General features: G+C 41.8%; 16 protein-coding genes. 1 reads left to right on the top strand and 15 read right to left on the bottom strand.

All coding sequences use genetic code 11. The annotated features are described in order from the left end of the window. Nucleotides 1-229 precede the first annotated feature (229 nt). From IKB69_RS04100 to flhA, 5 genes are all read right to left on the bottom strand, one after another. Nucleotides 230-2,536: a TonB-dependent receptor gene (locus IKB69_RS04100; protein ID WP_290946358.1), complete on the bottom strand. Its 2,307-nt coding sequence runs from the start codon at nt 2,534-2,536 to the stop codon at nt 230-232. A 183-nt stretch (nt 2,537-2,719) separates the two neighbouring features. Beyond that, nucleotides 2,720-3,436, bottom strand: coding sequence for an NYN domain-containing protein (locus IKB69_RS04095; RefSeq protein WP_290946357.1), 717 nt, complete (start codon nt 3,434-3,436; stop codon nt 2,720-2,722). A 3-nt stretch (nt 3,437-3,439) separates the two neighbouring features. Next, the gene (locus tag IKB69_RS04090) at nt 3,440-3,706 is read right to left on the bottom strand and encodes a hypothetical protein (RefSeq protein WP_290946356.1); all 267 of its coding nucleotides are present in this window, start codon (nt 3,704-3,706) and stop codon (nt 3,440-3,442) included. A gap of 10 nt (nt 3,707-3,716) precedes the next feature. Then, nucleotides 3,717-4,862 carry a 3',5'-cyclic-nucleotide phosphodiesterase gene (locus IKB69_RS04085; RefSeq protein WP_290946354.1) on the bottom strand — a complete coding sequence of 382 codons (1,146 nt, stop codon included), beginning with the start codon at nt 4,860-4,862 and terminating at the stop codon, nt 3,717-3,719. A 22-nt stretch (nt 4,863-4,884) separates the two neighbouring features. Continuing rightward, nucleotides 4,885-7,089 carry a flagellar biosynthesis protein FlhA gene (flhA, locus tag IKB69_RS04080; protein ID WP_290946353.1) on the bottom strand — a complete coding sequence of 735 codons (2,205 nt, stop codon included), beginning with the start codon at nt 7,087-7,089 and terminating at the stop codon, nt 4,885-4,887. A gap of 194 nt (nt 7,090-7,283) precedes the next feature. Between flhA and rpsO the strand changes: the two genes are divergently transcribed. Next, entirely contained in the window at nt 7,284-7,556 is a 273-nt protein-coding gene (rpsO, locus tag IKB69_RS04075; RefSeq protein ID WP_290946352.1) for a 30S ribosomal protein S15, read from the top strand. A gap of 480 nt (nt 7,557-8,036) precedes the next feature. Here the strand turns inward: rpsO and IKB69_RS04070 are convergent, their stop codons facing one another. The 10 genes from IKB69_RS04070 to IKB69_RS04025 all read right to left on the bottom strand — a co-directional run bounded on the left by IKB69_RS04070 (nt 8,037) and on the right by IKB69_RS04025 (nt 19,124). After that, nucleotides 8,037-8,777 (bottom strand): carbonic anhydrase family protein, encoded by a 741-nt coding sequence (locus IKB69_RS04070; RefSeq protein ID WP_290946350.1) that lies wholly within the window; start codon nt 8,775-8,777, stop codon nt 8,037-8,039. A 142-nt stretch (nt 8,778-8,919) separates the two neighbouring features. After that, nucleotides 8,920-10,116, bottom strand: coding sequence for a radical SAM family heme chaperone HemW (gene hemW / locus IKB69_RS04065; protein ID WP_290946348.1), 1,197 nt, complete (start codon nt 10,114-10,116; stop codon nt 8,920-8,922). 280 nt (nt 10,117-10,396) lie between these two features. Beyond that, the gene (locus tag IKB69_RS04060; RefSeq protein WP_290946346.1) at nt 10,397-11,440 is read right to left on the bottom strand and encodes an SAM-dependent methyltransferase; all 1,044 of its coding nucleotides are present in this window, start codon (nt 11,438-11,440) and stop codon (nt 10,397-10,399) included. Between the two features lie 7 nt (nt 11,441-11,447). Further along, nucleotides 11,448-12,137, bottom strand: coding sequence for a hypothetical protein (locus tag IKB69_RS04055; protein WP_290946344.1), 690 nt, complete (start codon nt 12,135-12,137; stop codon nt 11,448-11,450). Between the two features lie 38 nt (nt 12,138-12,175). Beyond that, a complete protein-coding gene (locus IKB69_RS04050; protein WP_290946342.1) occupies nt 12,176-13,216 on the bottom strand; it encodes an ABC transporter permease subunit in 1,041 nt (346 codons plus the stop codon). Between the two features lie 87 nt (nt 13,217-13,303). Then, nucleotides 13,304-13,612, bottom strand: a complete 309-nt coding sequence (locus IKB69_RS04045; protein ID WP_290946340.1) for a TRL-like family protein — start codon at nt 13,610-13,612, stop codon at nt 13,304-13,306. Nucleotides 13,613-13,700: 88 nt separating this feature from the next. Further along, entirely contained in the window at nt 13,701-16,808 is a 3,108-nt protein-coding gene (locus tag IKB69_RS04040) for an efflux RND transporter permease subunit (protein WP_290946338.1), read from the bottom strand. A gap of 2 nt (nt 16,809-16,810) precedes the next feature. Further along, nucleotides 16,811-17,839 (bottom strand): efflux RND transporter periplasmic adaptor subunit, encoded by a 1,029-nt coding sequence (locus tag IKB69_RS04035; RefSeq protein ID WP_290946336.1) that lies wholly within the window; start codon nt 17,837-17,839, stop codon nt 16,811-16,813. After that, nucleotides 17,836-18,282, bottom strand: a complete 447-nt coding sequence (locus IKB69_RS04030) for a MarR family transcriptional regulator (RefSeq protein WP_290946335.1) — start codon at nt 18,280-18,282, stop codon at nt 17,836-17,838. Before IKB69_RS04030 ends, IKB69_RS04035 begins: the two co-directional genes overlap by 4 nt. Nucleotides 18,283-18,299: 17 nt before the next feature. Continuing rightward, complete coding sequence (locus IKB69_RS04025; RefSeq protein WP_290946333.1) at nt 18,300-19,124, bottom strand: 4-hydroxy-3-methylbut-2-enyl diphosphate reductase; 825 nt, start codon at nt 19,122-19,124, stop codon at nt 18,300-18,302. Nucleotides 19,125-19,130 lie beyond the last annotated feature (6 nt).

The raw sequence follows: 19,130 nt of genomic DNA, 5'->3' as shown, positions 1-19,130 counted from the left end.
AAAAAATCAGCGCATCATCAAGATTGAAGCTAACGCTTGGAGAGTAGTATATAAGCCCCCCCCCCTATAAGAATCATTACTAATGCGCTAATAGCTGCGAGTGGTTTGGATTGTGTTGAGGCTTTCATAATAGCTACCCTTTACTTGGCTACCTTTACTTGCGATTATAAAAGGCGCAATGATACCACACCAGCAAGCTAGATTCTAGGTAAAGGGTAAGGTGGCTTTACTAGAAGTCCATTTGCACAGAGATATAATATCTCCTACCCTCTCGAATATAGTTGTAAGCATTGGCGTAATTAGTACCACTGCTGACGGTATAAGGGTGATAATCCACAAAATTTACATTAAACAAATTATACGCCGCTACATTAATGCGCATATGTTTGCTAGGCTTATAGTAGCCACCTAAATGTGTAAGATAAATCGGCTTATAATATTCTCCAAGTGCTCTTGCTGCGCTATTAGCTACGCTTGGATCACCACGATAGATCCCAGCTTTTACCTCTTGGCGGATATATGCACCAAAATGCTCACTATCATAGTTGATAGAGGCGTTAAAATTATGCAATGGGACATTGGTCAATCGTGTGCCCACTTGCGTCCTATTATTTGATTTGGTGATTTTTGTAAGTGTGAAAGTATAGGCAGCGTTTAATCCTATCGCACCATAGCCCACGCTAATTGGCTTAATACTAAGCGAAGTTTCTGCGCCATAGCTTATGGCTTCACCGATATTGATATAAGTCGAGCACCCATTAGTGGCATTACAGGTAAAGCCGTTGATTGTTTGGTTATTGTTTGTAGTTGGGGTAGTAGAAATTCTATCAGTAAAGTTTGTAAAAAACCCGGTAATTGATGCGGAGAAATAGGGATTATCGCTTAAGGCAGAGAGCTCATAGTTGATACTAGATTCTGGTTTTAGGTTTGGATTCCCATAGGTGTGTGATTTTCCTTGCGCGCTTAGATTAACTACGCCATTGACAAGATTGGATAGAGATGGGGTCTTATAGCCTGTGGATATACCGCCTTTGAAAGCTAGCCAGCCACGCTTTATGGCATTATAGGAGAGATAAACTCTAGGACTTGCATTTGCTCCAAAGATGGAGTTGAAGTTCCCCCTTATCCCAGCTGTCAAAAACACTCTGTCAAATAGCCCAAGCTCACCTTCACTAAAGATTGCGCCGATATGCTGAGATTGTGTCGCATTCTTACCTGCTATTTGGAGAAGCTTGTCTCTAAAAGTGTTATACCAATATCGCCCACCGACACTTATATTTACCCCCCCCCCCCCAAGAAAATCTTCTTTAAATGCTAAAAATGCATTACTTTTATGATCTATTATCACATCGTGGCTCTCTAGTTCTCTACTATCGCCAGCATTAACGCCATTAGCACCATTAGGCTTGGCATCATTTGGCACATAGCGGTTAGGGTTAGAGGTTAGGTTATACTGCAAGCTAGAGTTTGTGCTAAAGCTTTGGAAGCTAGATTCTATATTATCGTAGTAATGCCCCTTATGTGTAGCAATCACATTAAGCCGATAAAAGTCCATATCGCTACCATAGCCATTTGCTGCAGTGCCTCCACTGCTAGTGTAGTTACCTAGGAGACCTTGAGAGTTATCATAGTTTTGCTGTGAATAGTCGATGTCTAAGTACGCGGTATTTCGCGCCTTGCTCCCTACTGACACAAGCTCGCTCCAGTTAAGCCTACCGCCGATATTGTAGCTATCAAAGGGAGCGAGTCCTACGATGTTATTTCTGCGTGCAGTTTGTAGAGCCCCATTGCTACCGCCGGGGTATTTAGCAAGATTTGTAGTAGGGACAAATGCCCTGCTATACTGCCTACCCCTAAAAGATAACCCCCAATTTTTCATCTCGTTGATGGGTCCTGCTGTGTAGAAACTAAATCCTTGCGTATTACCAAATGATTTGTTTTCTTGGAATGTATAGTCATAGCCGATACTAGCCCCCCATTTATCATATCTCTGCTTAGTGATGATATTAACCACCCCGCCAATGGCATCGCTCCCATAGAGTGTAGAAGCAGGACCACGCATCACTTCTATCCGCTCTACCATAGAAAGTGGGGGCATAAAGCTTGTAATGGAGTCGCCAAAGCCATTGGGGAAAAGACCAGAATCTGCATTGATACGCTTACCATCGACTAAGATTAGCGTATAAGAGCTTGGCATACCACGGATAGAGATGCCATAGCCTCCTGTTTTTGCCACGCCAGAATCTATGCTAACTCCGGGCACATTAGACAGTGCTTCTGCTAAGTCTCGCACTGGACGAGATGCGATGTCTTGGGGCGTTACTACAGAGATTGATCCCGGGGCTAGCAGGTGGCTTTGAGTAAATCCAGAAGCAGTGACAACCTGCTCATCTAGGAGCTTTACTTGCGGCACTGCTCCTTGCTCCGGAGAGTTAGGCTCTGGCTGAGCTAGGAGCAGTAGCGGAGCTAGGGGGATACCTAGAATCTTTGCTTTGCAACCAAAGTTGCTTGTATATGTGTAAAAAATGTATTTCATCTTGTGTCCTTTAGTTAGCATTTAGGTTAAGTAATCATTTGTAATATTATAATAATACAAATGATTATCAAATAGATAATAGTGCAACAAAACTGAAATCTATCTAAAAATAAAAATTTTTCTTATCATTAATTTTAGTAGATTTGGGGGTATTGGTGCTGTTTGTGGGTAGGGTGATCTGGACTACTGCCTTTTAATGCGCACTTTCATAATACTCTTGCGCTCACCATCATAGCGTATCTCAAATACACCGTCTTTGCTTTCTTGGCAGATTTGTTTAAAAACATCGCCCCAGCTTTCCTTGCTATATGATGAAGCACTTTTATAGTAGTTGTGCTTTATCCAATTGCCAATGGTGGAGACAAGAGCGAAAGATTGAGAGTCTTGTGTGTTGTCAATAGCTTTGCATAGGAGCTTGATTAGAGCTTTGTTGTTTGCAAGAGTGATTGGCGTATCTAGCTCATCATAGCTATTAAACGCCTGCTTTAGCTCCTCTCGTGCCTTATGACTCCCAAAGCCAATGGCTGGGATTGCCCATCTGCGTATCTCTTGGGCTAAAGAAGCAAAGTCGCTATCACTTGTAGCAAGTGCGAAGCAGTCCATTGTCTGCTGATAGAGCGTATGCATCACATCAATGGTTAGTCGTATATCGCTGGCGTTTTTTGCCTTATGGGTGGAGTCCTTGGCACTAGATAGAATCTGTATAGGCTCGATGGAGTATTGCAGTAGTGCTTCTGTCCAAGGACCTAGCATTTCCTTGCGCCAGTCCCCATACGCCTTTTTAATGCATACTTCCCCAATTTCATCAAGTCTCTTCATAATCTCGTGGCATAGTTTATGACTAATGTTTTCGCAGTCGATAAAAAGCGCGATTTTCTTCGCCCGGCTAGATTCTATCATTATCTACTTCTTGTTTGAGTTGTGAAAAGCTTCTGGGTATTTCGCTTGCAATGCGTGGATAATGGCAATGATCTCTTCTTGCCCATAAGGTGCTTCATCATCAAAGCTATCAAGCTCATCGCTATAGGCTTGGAGAATTTGCTTGAGTGCTGAGCGTTTAAGCCCAGCAAAATGTAAGGCGACACAAAGCATATCAAAAAGCTCTAAATCGTTTTCATTTGTAGAATCTACTTTTTCATTCTTGCTAGATTGTGCGCAGTGTTTGCTCATTGCAATCTCCTTATGTTGTTTTAATTGTGATAAGACTTTGCACCTGAGCTTTTATCTCATCATAAAAAAAGCTCTCGCGAAACCCTTCCATTTTGCCACCAGCAGCATTTTTATGCCCCCCGCCATTGAAAATCTCCTTACTCACCGCACACACATCACAACCCCCATTAGCACGCAAAGAGATATTGCCTTTAGCATTTATATCGATATAAAAGTCATATTCTGGATTTTGGCGTAGGAAAAGATTAGCAAGCACGCTAATCCCACCCATAGAGTAGCTTAAAAACCCCACCTTATCGCGATAATGTATGGTGCATTGCTCTTTGAGTGTGCCAAGTAGTGCAACTTGCTTTGTGCTTGTAATGTGATCCATTGTTTCATTATCTGGATCGCCTTCTAGTGCGCATTTTTTAAGTACAAATATAGCATTGTCAAACTCTACTGCGTCTTTCTCTCTCCCTAAATATGATCTAGCTGCTTCAAGCAAGTTAAACTTATACACTCTATGGGGCTTATCAAACATAAAGCGATTGAGCTCATTGCTTCCGGCAATGAGCCCCAAAGCCACCTTACCAAACTCAAACCCATAGCCATTTTCATACCAGATATCCACGGAGTTTATCATTTCCACCATATCGACAAGCGGGGCAATATGCGTGGGCGAGTGGATTACTTTTAGCATTATAGATTCTACTATGTCTTCAAATCTCTTTGTTTGAGTAGATTCTAAGGCTTTTGGGTAGAGATTTTGTAAGGTTTCAAAGGTGATTTTTGTCGCGCATTTACTAGAATCTAAATGATACCAATCAAACATTTTCGCGCACTCTTCCCCACTAATGTGATGATCGAGTAAAAGTAGGGATACATCTTTTTGCTGGAGTTTGTAAGCATTGACTCGCTCATAGGCATATTTTGCTTCACTAAGGGTAAGATTAAGATCGGTAATGAGGATCAAAAAGCTTTGGTGTGTTTTGGTGCGAAATCTCTCTTCAAAGGCAAAATGTGTATCAAGGCGCGTGAAAATACTCTGCAATCGCACCATAATCTCTCTGCCGTAATTGGCATTATAAAACTCTATATCATCAAAAAAGTAGCGCGAGATAAACTGCGCCCCATAGCCATCAAGATCAATATGCGAGAGATGAAAGACTTTCATAATCTATATCCTTGTGTTGTTATCAAAAGTTTGGTGAGATTAAGCCTACTTGCTCAAATTTTGCATTTGGATCAATTTCTGCATAGCTTATAACTGGAATCCTTGCTTTAATATCACGCACTTCTTTAACCATAACACGCCGTAACTTAACATCAGTGGCGATGACGCCATAGATATTTTTCTCTTTCATTGCCTCTATGGCATTTTTAAGTCCTAGGGTAAATTGCTCAGATTCTGCGGCAGTGAGTGCTAGCACTTGTCCGTAATCTGGGTCATTTTTAATGCGCGCTTTAAGATATTCTTCATCAAGTGGAGAAAATCCTATAATCTTCAGCACACCATCAGAATCTACAAAAGTCTGTGTAATCACTCTAGCAAGCCTAGCGCGCACCCCTTCAATAATCACATCAAGATCCAAGCCTAGCGCGTGCTTATCAATAGTTGTTTCAAGGATTGTAAGCATATCTCGTATAGGCACTCGCTCTGCAAGTAAAGCTTGTAGTACCATACGGATAACAGATGAGATTTTGCGCGCTTCTTCGACTAGGGCAGGGTAGTCATCGCTCATACGACTTAATATGCCATTAACTTCATCACGCGTAATAAACTCTTGTGCGTTGCGCGTCACAAGCTCACTAATATGCGTAGAGATTACAGAAGATGGGTCAAATACTGTGTATCCCGCAATAATGGCATCTTCTTTGTCTTTTGCATCAATCCACACTGCATTCATACCAAATGCCGGCTCTTGCACTTCTACACCTTCAATTTTTTTGCCCACAACACCTGTGTCAAGGGCTAGAAATTTGGTGGGCATAACCATCCCCTCACCGATGACCACACCCTTTAGCTTGACTTCATAATTTGGCGATGGGAGCATAAGATTATCACGGATTCTAATTTGAGGCATTAAAAATCCATAGTCGTGCGCGATTTTTTTGCGCATTGATCGCACGCGCTCAATTAGCAAGCCACCTTGCTTTTGATCTGCTAGTCCAATAAGCTCAAACCCAAGTTCAAGCTCTAGGAAATCAACCTTTAGCGCATCTTTTAGATTTTGCTCCTCTTCTTTGCGGATTTCTTCTTGCGTTTTTTCTGGCTTGGGGGCAGGGGAGAGATCAGGCTCTACTCGAGACTCTTCTACGCCTGCGCTGAAGTTTGTGTTAAATTTCTTATTCACCCAATCAAGCAGGATAGAAAATAGGCTTTTTTCATCTTCTCTAGAGAGTAGCCAAGCGACAAAGAGCAAGATGGTCCCCACAAACAGCAGCGAGAAAGTAGGAAGCCCGGGGATTGAAGCAAAAAGTAGCAAGATCATACCCACAATGACTAGAGTTTTCGACTGAGAGGTAAGCTGGGAGACCAGATTTTGCGCGAAGCTTTCTTTGGTATTTTCTTGCGCAGCGGTGCGTGTAGCTACAATGCCCGTAGCCGTAGCAATAATAAGGGCTGGAATTTGCCCGACAAGTCCATCGCCTATGGTAAGAATCGTAAAGGTCTGTGCTGCTTGCGCTAAGCCCATATCATACTGGATCATACCGACTAAAAATCCGCCAACAATATTGATGATAGTGATGATAATAGAAGCGATTGCATCACCTTTGACAAATTTGCTCGCCCCATCCATTGAGCCATAAAAATCCGCTTCTTGTGATAGTGCGCTGCGACGGAGTTTGGCTTCTTTCTCATCGATTAGCCCACTATTAAAGTCTGCATCAATTGCCATTTGCTTACCGGGCATCGCATCAAGGGCGAAGCGTGCGCGCACTTCTGTAACGCGCGTAGAGCCGTTGGTAACGACAAGGAGATTTACAAGCACCAAAATACTAAAAATAATCACCCCTATGACATAATTTCCGCTAATAGTAAATTCCCCAAATGCGGTGATAATATCACTCACAGCACTAGGTCCGCGATAGCCCTCTGTAAGAATCATACGCGTGGTAGCGACATTGAGTGCTAAGCGAAATAGCGTAACAATGAGCAGTAGGGTAGGGAAGGCGGAAAAGTCCGTAGGCTTAGTGATATAAAGCGCGATGAAAACGATGAGAATTGAAAGCATAATGGAAATAGTTAGCAAAAAGTCCAAAACTATTGGTGGTAAAGGGACTATGATAATCATAAGAATGCAAAGCAAAAACGCCACAACAGTCAAATCCTTACTATGTAGCATAGCCTGTGCAAATGCAATAAGCTTTTGCAGTGCTGTTTGTCCCTTAGATGCCATATAATGCCTTGTATGTGATTGTTGCAAGTGCGGATTTTAGCGAGTTTTTTGTAAAAAATAGCTTTGACTTTAAGAGTCAAAGCTTATACCTAATGTTGTAGCGGACACCATAGAATACAGAGATTTAACTTTACTTTTAGATTCTATTTTATACAATCACAACTTTATTTTAACTACCAATCAGGAGGTCATTTATGGCTTTGGATACGGCGAAAAAGCAGCAGATCATCGGTGATTTTGCTCGCGATACAAAAGATACAGGTTCCTCGGAAGTGCAGATTGCTCTCCTTAGTGAGAGAATCTCCACGCTAACTACACACCTAAAGGCAAATCCTAAGGACCACTCAAGCAGACTAGGACTGCTAAAACTCGTAGGACGCAGAAAACACTTGCTTAAATACCTAAAACGCACTAAATACGAGACTTACACGAAACTCATCGCGACTCTCAACATCAAAGATCGCTAGGTAGATTCTAGGCTACCTACGCGCTATCTACCATATGTACGCTGTGGTAGTGGGTGGATAACTAAAATATAGTGTCGCATTGTTTAATTTAGTTTAGTTATGAAAACTATAATTTTCATACTTTTACATATATTATCTGTATCCTAATATCCCTTATATATGACTACGCTTTTGTTTGAATCTATGCCAAAATGCGCGTAAAAATTGGCGAAGTTTGCGATATGGGGATTTTATACAATCTTCAAGTGCTAGCAAGTGCATTGCGCGTTTGTACCGCTGTTTTTAGACTGTTCCATTCCTAGAATATCCATAGTTGTTATGGTGCCACTTAAGTAGGTCTAATTTTCGTGGTAGAATATTGGACTTAAGTTTGTATCAACAACTAGCCCCTCTCTCGTGTGAAACTTTTTAAAGAGAGAAGCTAGATTAAAATGCAGGTTGAAAGCGATTATAAAAGCTTATGCGTTAGCACTCAGCCAGTTATTCAGCAACTTTTACTAAGCGGTCATTTAGCATTTGTGGTTGTCGAGCATTGTCTTTCATTACCATATGTAAGTTGGCAATTTGTTTTTCGCTAGCAGTTTGTTGTGCTTTTAGCACCACCCATTGGACCTTTTCAGTACAAGGAGGGGTTGTTAGGCTACCTGTAAATGCGTAGTATCCATGTTTTGTCGGCAATAATTTATCCGGATTGAAATCATTGATATCTAAAACAATACCCACTTCTTTTGGTGTAGCAATTGAGATTTTATTTAATTCCATATTCGCCGCACCTTTTTCAAAAAGAACTGCCAAAACTAAAATTGCACCATCTTTTGTTTTATGCACAAAATGTGCTTCTAGTGGATATTTTTTACCATTTAACTGGTTTTCAGATGGTGTGTGGAAATGCGTTTGTATAAGCTTGTAAGCTTTTCCTTCAAATACTACATCTCCGCTATCATCAAAATTCGCTTGGATAGTGTGTCCGTTATTTACCAAGCTAGCTGAACTTGGCTTATAGGCTATATTTAGCTCATTTTTAGTTGTTTTTGCATTTTTTGCGATAATATTAACGGGAGATTGAGTTGTCCCAATTTTACAAGTTTCATAGCCCAAATTGCCCCATACTTCTGGACCATTATCCACTTCATACCCCCAATGAGTCATATGGTTATCGCTAGCATATGCTATGGATGTAGCCACTAAAATAAAACTAAGAGTTGATAACATTCTTTTCATTATCTATCCTTCCAAGATATAGCTTTGTATGAAAACTTTACCTAGTTAGTTTTGAGTTTTCAGCTATTAATTCTAGATATAAAAAAATAAAATAATACTTAATACTTTTGAGTTTTAATGGGATTTTTATTCTTTTTTAAACTCATATATCTCGCATAAGCCATAATGTAATTTCATCGGCCAATAATATATCATTGGCTAAGAGATAATTGTCTTTTACAGTGCATATTTTTTCTTCTAATAGAATTGCTAAACGATTTGCATTGATATGTGGATGGATAAAAGGAAGCAATACCCCAGAATCGCTCCTAAGTCCCAAAAACACTGCTTCAAAGGCTAGATCCCCGGAGCTTAGATTCTCACATTCTTTGGCTAAAGGATTTTGTATGTAGGCTCGCAAATCTTTTGCACCCTTGTAGCGCACCTTCCCTACCCTACCCACTGCCCCTACTCCACAGCCCAAATACTCCTCCCCAGCCCAATATTTGCGATTATGTAGGCATTTGTAGGGGCGCGCAAAATTTGAAATTTCGTATTGGGAGAATCCACACTCGCTAGTAATTGTGCGCACAAGCTTTGCTTGCATAGCAAGATCATCTCCTTGCTCGCGTGTGGAAGTGGCTAGGGATTGATACTTGTAAGCAAAGCGCGCGCCTTGCTCAATCATTAGTGAGTAGGCGGAGAGATGATCAACAGCAAGCGCGCAGGCTTTTTGTATATCATTATAAAGCGTAGTCTCATCATCAAAAGGTGTGCCATACATCATATCTATGCTTCTATGTGGGAAAACTTGCGCTGCTTCTAGGGCTTGGTAAATATCTTGCCCACTATGATCGCGCTCTAAAAATGCAAGCTTGTTTTTATCAAAGCTTTGCACGCCTAAGCTTATGCGCGTTACTCCCAAGCTTGCTAGATCCTTACACCACTGCGATTGCAGGGAGTTTGGATTAGCTTCTATAGTGATTTCTTGCACACTTTGCATATCGCAAAATCGCGCGATTTGCTCAAATATCAGCGCATACGCGCTACTAGGCAGTAAGCTTGGTGTGCCACCACCAATGTAAATGCTATCAAGCTGCACAAAATTAGCACTAGATCTTAGCGATTTAGATTCTAGCACTCCAGAATCTTGTATGCTAGATTTCTGCTCTATCCCCCTAGAATCCAGCAAGCTAGACTCCAATCTGCCGTGATAGTATCCATCTAGCGTGCTAGCAATATCAAGCAGCAGGGCTTGCACATAAGCTTGCTTCACACTAGAATCTGCTCCCGTATAAGAGCTAAAAGCACAATATCCACACTTACTCGCACAAAATGGTATGTGAATGTAGAGTATCATAGGGCGCAGCTCCATAGCATTTAGATTCTAGCTTCAAGCGTTTTCTACTAGAATCTTAGCTTATTCTACACTTCAGGAGTATTGATAAAAAAGTTTTTACTATTCTTGCTGTGTGCATTTGTAAGCACACAGAGCTTCAAGCTATCAGCCTATCACAAGCAAGAGCACAGGGCTAGCTGTCTCTACGCACGAGCTAGAGATGCCATTTGCTACATAAACCCAACACTTCTTAACTTCTGCCATATTATACTTGGTGTTTATAACTTCTAGCCCCTAGAATCTAGCCACCAAAGCACACGCCCATAAATTTTTCTCCAAGCCCGCCACCCAAAAGCTGCCGCACACGCAGAGCTTCAATTTCATATTGTCTAGGATTTATCTCAAGTAGGCTTTGTAGCAGCTCCGTAATCCCAAACTCCACCAAAAGCGTATTAAGCCTATCGCAAAATATCTCGCGCGCGCCATTTTCTATAAATATCTGCCTTAATAGAGTAAAATCAACATTATAAGTGAGATCAATCCTACCAAAAAGCTTAGGAGCATCACGCATAATCTCTGCTAGATCAAAGATTCTATGCTCCCCATACCCCCGTAAGCTAAGCCCCCTACTCCCCAAAGGCGCGTAATCAAAGCTTAGAAATCTCCAGCATTTTGCCCCTTTGGCAAAGCTACAAAGCCCACGCACAAATTCCACCCACCCAAGTGGAATCTCGCCACTAGTAAGCCCATAGTGTTGCATAAAGCCATCGATTTCGCGCGCATTTTTAGCACGCGCGAAATCTTGCCACTCTAGGCGTAAAGATTCCCTAGAATCCACTATATTCTGTCCATTTGTAAAGCCACAGAGCATTTCTCTATGTCCGCCCCGCTCGCACACAATCTCACAAGCAAATGCATCAAAGAGCTCATTGCTTACGACAAACACACTCTCATCTATCCCCAAAGCTACATCATCAAAACTGTTTGCTTGCATAATCGTACGCGACGCAATGTTTAGCCTAGCTTTAGTCTGCAAGGTTGCTAAAGGCTCGATAATAGTGCATTTCGTATAGGGCAAGACGCCTTCACTTAATACATCTAAAAAGTCGTATATATCACATAGTAGCTCGCCGTGATGTGCGCCAATCTCCACGATATGCAACGGTAGCGTAAGCTGGCTAGATTCTAGAAGTGTAAGAATATGGCGTGCGATCGCCCCGCCAAAAAATCTCGAAGCACTCACTGCAGTGTAAAAATCTCCACCTTTACCTATATGCGCGTGATGATAGTAGCCTAGCTCACCATAGAGCCATTGCTCCATCACATTACCAAAGCTCCACTCCATAGCCTACCTAGAATCTATATGCGTATAAAAACCCTAAGCGCAAATGCCTAGGATAATTTGAGACAATGAACGATGAGTTATTGTTTTTGACCTTAAGATTTGCATACACAGGCATACCAAAAAACACTTCAAAGTAGTGATGCTCACGCCCTTCAAATCCTATCCCCACCTTTGGCATAGTTTCTTGCAGAAGTAAAAGTATCTTATCTTGCTTGTAGTAGTAAGTGGTGTATTCTGCGCTAATGGCAAGACTCCAAGAGAATCTATCCCCTAGGTAGAATCCCCACTCATAGCCAAGCCCTGCGCCAATTTTAGCACCATTTAGCTCAAATAGCCCGGGCTCTTGCGCGCTGTGAAAACCAATTGATGAGAATCCAGTGTGCAAATCATAGCGCAAAATGTGTCTAGGAGCTACACGATACACTCCACCGAAAATCCCCATAATGTTGCCATCTTTGGCGTGGATCTTTTTGGTTATGTTTAGTGTAGTGTCTTTCTCAAACAGCACCCCATCACCGCTAAGAATTGACACGCCAAGTGTTAGGGCGTGCTTTTTGACTCTTTTTTGATCCTGTGTTTGCTCGATCTTTGCGCAAGAGCTATATTCTTCATTGCATAAACTCTGGGACAAAGATGCAAGCGCACTGGCATAAAGCCAAGGAGTGATCGCACAAGCCACCAGCAACAAGACACGCACAGGAAACCTTTACTAGAAATGCTATATTATAGCAGAATCTAGCGTGTATCAAAATGGATTCTAGGGTCAATTAGCGTATAAGTAATATCACTAATAATCCCAAACGCAAGAGCCAAAAGCGTGAAAATATATAAGCTACCAAACACTACTGGATAATCTCTATTTAGCAAGCTCTCATAGCCCAAAAGTCCTAGCCCATCAAGGCTAAAGAGCATCTCAATCATCAAGCTCCCGCTTAGAAACATTCCTAGAAATGCACTAGGAAAAGATGCGATGACCAGAAGCATTGCATTGCGGAAAATATGCCCATAGAGTATGCGCGCTTCATTTGCACCCTTTGCCCTAGCACATAGCACATAAGGCTTGTGTAGCTCATCAATGAAAGAGTGCTTTGTGAGAAAAGTAAGCCACGCTAGAGAGCCAAGAGAAAGACATAGCACTGGTAGTGTGATATGGTGGAGATAGTCAAGCACCTTACCAAACACGCTTAAGGAAGCAAAATCATCGCTTGTAAGCCCACGCAGTGGAAACACTTGCCACATACTTGCTAGCAACACTATCCCCACCACGCCAAACAAAAACGGCGGCACAGCATTGCATACCACAATGATAAAGGAGCTTATACTATCAAATGTAGAGCCATTGCGATAGGCGTTATACACACCAAGTGGGATAGAGATAAGATAAATAAGCAAAGTGCTAAATACACCAAGACTAATGGACACAGGCAACTTCTCGCAGATAATCTCCCACACAGGAGCTTTTCGGTAGTAGCTCTCCCCAAGATCAAAGACAACATAGGATCTAAGCAGTAGCGTAAATCTCTCCCACAAGGGCTTGTCAAAGCCATATTGCACCTTAAGCTCCTCTATAAGCTCTTGAGATAAGCCTTGAGTAGCTTTATAATCTTGGGGCTTGATCCCGCCTCCAGCTTCATTAAGGTTTGCGCTCTCTATTTTGCTTATTATCTGCTCCACAGGACCGCCAGGTGCGAGCTGTATAAGCAAGAAATTTAGCACAATAATGCCAAAGAGCGTGGGGATAAGCAGTCCCAAACGCTTTGTAATGTAGGCAAACATCGGATACCTTCTGTATTATGCTATATCTTAGAGAGTTACACCAGGATTCTAGGACCACGCCTTAAGTGCGCTAGAATCTAGCTAGTTTTAATTGCCACGGACAATTGTTGTGTAAGTGTTATAAAACCCAAGCACACTAAAGACTTTAGAATCTACACTTTTAATGGATTGTATCTTGCCATTTTTTGCTGCAGTTTCTACTGAGCAATCACCCGTGGATACAAGGCTTAAAATGCTTGTGCAAGTCGCTTGCCCTTCTTTAGAAGCACCACTGGCAGAAGTCGCAGTTATAGGCAAAGACACATCAGTATAAAGCATACCAACAGGGGAAGGAAAAGCACATCCAGACAACGCCAAAGTCGCCACCATACTCAAACCTACAAACACTCTTTTCATACAAACACTCCTCAAGATTCTTACACCCATTGCTAAAAAGGTGAGCTAAGATTGTATAAAAAAAAATTTAAATGGATTCTAAACGATTCTAAGAATTACGGTGGGGCTTTATACTTAATAGCATCGCAGGGATAATAAACACACTCACAATAGAAGCAAACATCAACCCACCAATAAGCACCGAGCCAAGCCCACGATAAATCTCGCTCCCCTCTCCTGCAAACACTACCAAAGGCAGAAGTGCCAGCACACTTGTAAGCATACTCATATAGATAGGTGAAAGGCGTGTTTTGGTAGAATCTAGCACACTCTGTATCCAAGGCATTTGGTATTCTCGGTAATTAATCTGCGCTTGATAGATGATTAAAATCGCATTATTTACCACACTTCCCACAAGGATAATAAAGCCTAGCATCGTGATGACATCAAGATTTTGCGGAGCGATGAAGCAGTTGGTAAAAAAAAGCCCCATAAGTCCCCCGCTCACAGCCAAAGGCACAGAGGCGATGATAAGCAACGGGTAGAAGAAATTTCCATACAGTGCGCACAAAACTAAATAGGTAATCGCCACAGCGAGCAAAAATCCGCCTAAAAGCTCACCTTTTAGGATACTAAGCTTATCAGCATTACCATTTAGTGTGATTTTCAAATTGGGGTAAGCTTTGGCGATTGGCGGGATAATATCGGCTCTAATGATAGAGATAATTTCTTCAAGTGGGGTATTGTCACTTGGGTTGATAATTAGCAAGAGATTGCGCTTTTGCTCAAAATGGCGGATTGTAGAGACTCCTAGCGTACTTTGCACTTCGCTTAATGCTCCCAACATAATGATTTTGCCATTTGGCGCGTAAATTGGTGCGTATAAAATATCTTCTGGCGAGTGGTTTCTATCTCTAGACAGCAAGATAAGATCCCTATATGTATCATCAATCTTCGCAGATCCTAGTGGCTTCCCACCTAGCAACACGCTGACAATATTCCCAAAACTTGGGATATCAAACCCATTTTCTAAGAGAGCAAAGTTGTTGGGGTAGAGATTGATCTCTCGATTATTAGAAGCAAGAGCGGGCACTACGCGCACACTCATATTGCTAAAATGCTCTTTTATACGATCGCGCATTTCTTTGGTCGCTTCAGCAATATGATCCAAATTGTCCCCGCTAATATTAATGTCAATACTTGAGCTAGAAGCCCCGCTAAAGATCTGCTGTCGCAGTGCCACACCACTAATACCCGGGATTTCATCGATCACTTCGCGTGCAAAATCTACAAGCCTTTGACTCTGCTTAGGATCATCAGCAATAAGATAGAATGCAATCGAGCTTCCCGCACTAATGAAAAAACTCTTAATTGCTGGTATATCCTTTGGGCTAGCTTGCTTGTAGCCATTATCTTTCAAAAAAAGGGTGATTTTCTCTGCGATTTGCTCCGCGATATAACGCTTTTCGACAAAGGATAAACCCGGAGGCATAGAAATGTAGGTGTTGATGAAGTTGCGTTCACCCTTTGGTAAATAATCTGTCTTAGGGAAAGTGATGAAGTTAAAAATAACGCAAAAACCCAGAAACCCAGCTATGGTATAGAATCTAGTTTTATTACTTTGGACACATTTATACACAAAATACATAATCCGATCGCTACATCTTGTACCAAATGCACCAATCCTTTGGCTAAATGAGTTCTGGGCTTTAGGCTCTTGTAAAAAAAGTAGCAAAAATGTTGGCACGATAAGGACACAAATCACAAATGCCAATACAATGGCACTGCTAGTAGCGATCCCAATATCTGCAAAAAGCTGTCCTGCCTCATCTTTAAGATACAAAATAGGCACAAAAATCGCAATGGTTGTGATGCTTGAAGCAAAGAGCGCCCCCACAACTTCTCTCACCCCTGTAAGTGTAGATTCTACGGGGGAGTCTGGCTTATTGGCGCGATTGCGGATAATGGACTCTAGCACGACAATGGCAGAGTCTATTACCATAGAAACAGCAAAGGATATACCCGCAAGGGAGATAATGTTTAAAGTTCTGTCACAAATATGCAGCACGATAAATGTCCCCACAATGCTTAGGGGTATCACAAGGGCTACGAGCACCAAGGAAGTAAGATTACGCAAAAATAGCAATAAAACCAAAATAGCAAGCACCATACCTAGCAGCACACTTCGCTTCACTTGCGCAATGGCATTTAGGATAAACTCTCTTTGATCATGTCCCCATTCAATTGCTAAGCCGTATTTTTCTAATACTTCTGTATTTAGCTTATGTGTAAGCTTCTCTATAGAATCTGTCATTTCTAGGATATTGGCATCAGCAGTGGGGCGGATTTGGATAGAGAGCACATGCTCACCATTGTAGTTATTATAGTTTGTTTTTTTAGAGTAGCCTTGCTCCACGCTAGCAATATCCTTTAGGCGAGTTACCTTGCCATTTTGCACGCGAATAATGGTCTCTAGTACTTCATCAATGGAGCGATACTCGCCGATGGTTTGCACACGATAGTTACGCTGATCAAAGTCAATACTCCCAGCAGATATGTTGCGGTTTTGCTTGTTTATGGCGTTGATGATGTCTTGGATAGTAATGTTATTAAATGCGAGCTGAGAAGTGTTTAACACGATTTGGATTTGTTGCTGTACACCACCTGTAAGTATGACTTCCCCTACACCCGCAATACGCTCATAATGCTGAAGCACTTCACTCTCTATAATGCTCCTTTGCTCATCAACCCCCCTATCAATCATACCATCATTATCTATGGAGAGCTTCTTGAGCGAAACAAAAAGATATACACTTACAGGGATTATTTCACCTGTAGTTTTAACAATGGGCTTTTGCACATTCTCTGGGTAGCCAGAAATCTCTTCAAGCTTGGCACTCACTTCTACAAAGGCATTTTGCAAGTCTGTATCAAGCCCAAATTCAAGATTAACAATCCCTATACCATCACGCATTGTAGCGGTTAGCGCTTGGAGATTTTTTAGGTTTTTTAAGTAGGATTCTTGCTTTTGGATAATTTCCTTTTCTACTTCATAGGGTGAAGCACCCGGATAAGAAGTGTAAATACTAATTGTTGGGCGTGTGGTTTGAGGCAGGAGTTGGTAAGGGATTTGCACAAAAGAAATCACCCCAAAAAGCACGATAAATATCGCTACAACACTCGCTAGCACAGGGCGCAAGAGAAAAAATCTAAGCACACTCATTTGCGTTTTACAACTCGAACTTCTGCATTATCACTCAAATTATCCTGTCCGCGTAACACTAGTAAGTCATCAGTCTTTAGTGCGCCAGAGACAAGGGACTTAGAATCTTGCGTGGCAAGGATTTTTACAGGCAAACGCACAGCCTTTTGCGCACGGATTGCAAAGACAAAGGTGGCGTTGTTTTTATACACTATACTATCACGCGGAACAATGAAACCTTTCTCTCCTCCTGATATATCAAGGAGTGCGCGCGCTGCCATTCCATCCAAAAAGCTCCCATCATTACGCACAGCAATATATACAGGAAATGTTCTAGAAAGCGTATCGGCACGTGGGATTAGCGCAGAAATTGCCCCCTGATATTCTCTCCCACCTATGATGAGCTTGACCTTTTGCTTTGGGCTTAGGGCGCGCGCAACAGAACTTGGCACATCAATGATCACTTCTGTATCACGCGAATTTAGGATCTGACACACCACTGCTCCTGTTTGCACCCATTCACCCTCATGTGCGCGCTGCTCCACAACTATCCCATCAAAAGGTGCGTAAATGACCTTTTGATTCTTTTGCACTTTGGAAATTGCTAGTTCGCCTAGCAAGGCTTGGATTCTAGCTTCTTGGGATTTGACTTCATACTCTAAGTTTTCATACTGCTGGATAGAGATTGATTGAGACTGCAAGAGATTTTTATACCGCTCTAGTTCGTTTTTCTGTCGTTCTAATGTATAGCGCGCATCAGCGATCTTTGCTTGCTTGATCTTGATATCCTCCAAAAGCAAGGCAGAATCTAGAGAAATAAGCCTCTGTCCCTTTTTAACATTATCCCCAATAGAAAAGTACACTCTTTGCACCACGCCTTGCGCAGAAGTAGCCACGGAGCTAATCTCCTTAAAGCGCACGATTCCCACAAAGCTCTCTATCTTGCTTAGTGCCCCATACTTAATCTCCACACTCTCCACAGGCACACTCTTTGCCACTCCTGATTGCAAAAAAGCTATGCAAAGCAAAGTGGTGATTTTTTTCATTGCAGCGCCACTTTCTCAATTTTTTCAAGTAAACTACGCAAAAGAACCTGATCTTGCTCGCTTAAGGCTGTATCAAAAATTGTGTCCATTTTGTCTTTCAAAAATGAAATTTCTTCAAGTTTTTGTAACCCTGCTCGCGTAATATACACATACGCTACACGCTTATCCTTTGGGTCTTTATACTTACTAACAAAGCCCTTTTGTTCAAGCGTGGAGAGTAGGCGCGATGTAGTTGTGATATCTTTTAGTAAAGCTTGTGTAAGATCACTTACACGCATTTCTTTATCCATTGAGTGTAGGATATGTAGCACCCAGAGTTGCTCTAGTCCAATACCAAAAGGACGCAAGAGATTGATCATATAAGTTTCAAGTAAGCGCGCTGTGTGCCCAAAAAACGCCCCTACACTCTTTTGCTGCAAGTCCTTTTTATTGCAACATGCCATACCCTTCTCCACTGCTATTAGATATTTTTGATAAAGGCAACCACTTCTTGCACAATCCAATCTGGCGTAGAAGCCCCAGCAGTGATTCCACACATTTGCTTCCCTACAAACCAGCTAGAATCTATCTCACTTGTATCTTCTATAAGATAGCTATCTTTACAATGTTCAAGTGCGATGCTTAAAAGTTGCTTGGTATTAGAAGAAGTCTTGCCACCTACTACAATCATAATATCCACTTCCTTGCTAAGCTCCTTACAGGCACGCTGATTATCAAAAGTCGCATTACAAATCGTATTAAACACACGCACTTCTGCACAGTTTTCTATAAGATAACCAGCAATCTCATTAAATTTCTCTATTTGCTTAGTGGTTTGAGAAATTAGGGCAACTTTGCTTTTAAAGCTATGCTGCTTTAGCTCCTGTAAGCTTGCTACCACCAGTGCGCCATTTTTTGCGTAGCTTTTCACACCTTTAATCTCTGGATGATCTTCATCACCAAAAATCACCACTTCATAGCCATCTTCACTCATCTTCTCCACAATTTGCTGTGGCTTAGTAACAAATGGGCAAGTCGCATCAACTATACGGACAGGCTTTGTAGTGATTGACTCTAGGACTTGCTTGGGGATTCCGTGAGTGCGGATAATGAGCGTAGAATCACCTTGTATGTTATCATAAGTTTCTTTAAGCTCTACATTAAAGTCGTTTTTTAGGCGATTGATTTCTTGATAGTTATGGATAAGCGGTCCTAGCGTAGAGCTGTTTTTGTTTTTTTCAGCGATTTTTATGGCTCTACGCACCCCAAAGCAAAATCCCAGCTTCCTGGCAAGCTTCACTTTCACATCATC

Source organism: Helicobacter sp. (assembly GCF_017502485.1).
Lineage (GTDB): Bacteria > Campylobacterota > Campylobacteria > Campylobacterales > Helicobacteraceae > Helicobacter_B.
This window is presented reverse-complemented; position numbering and strand designations above follow the sequence as displayed.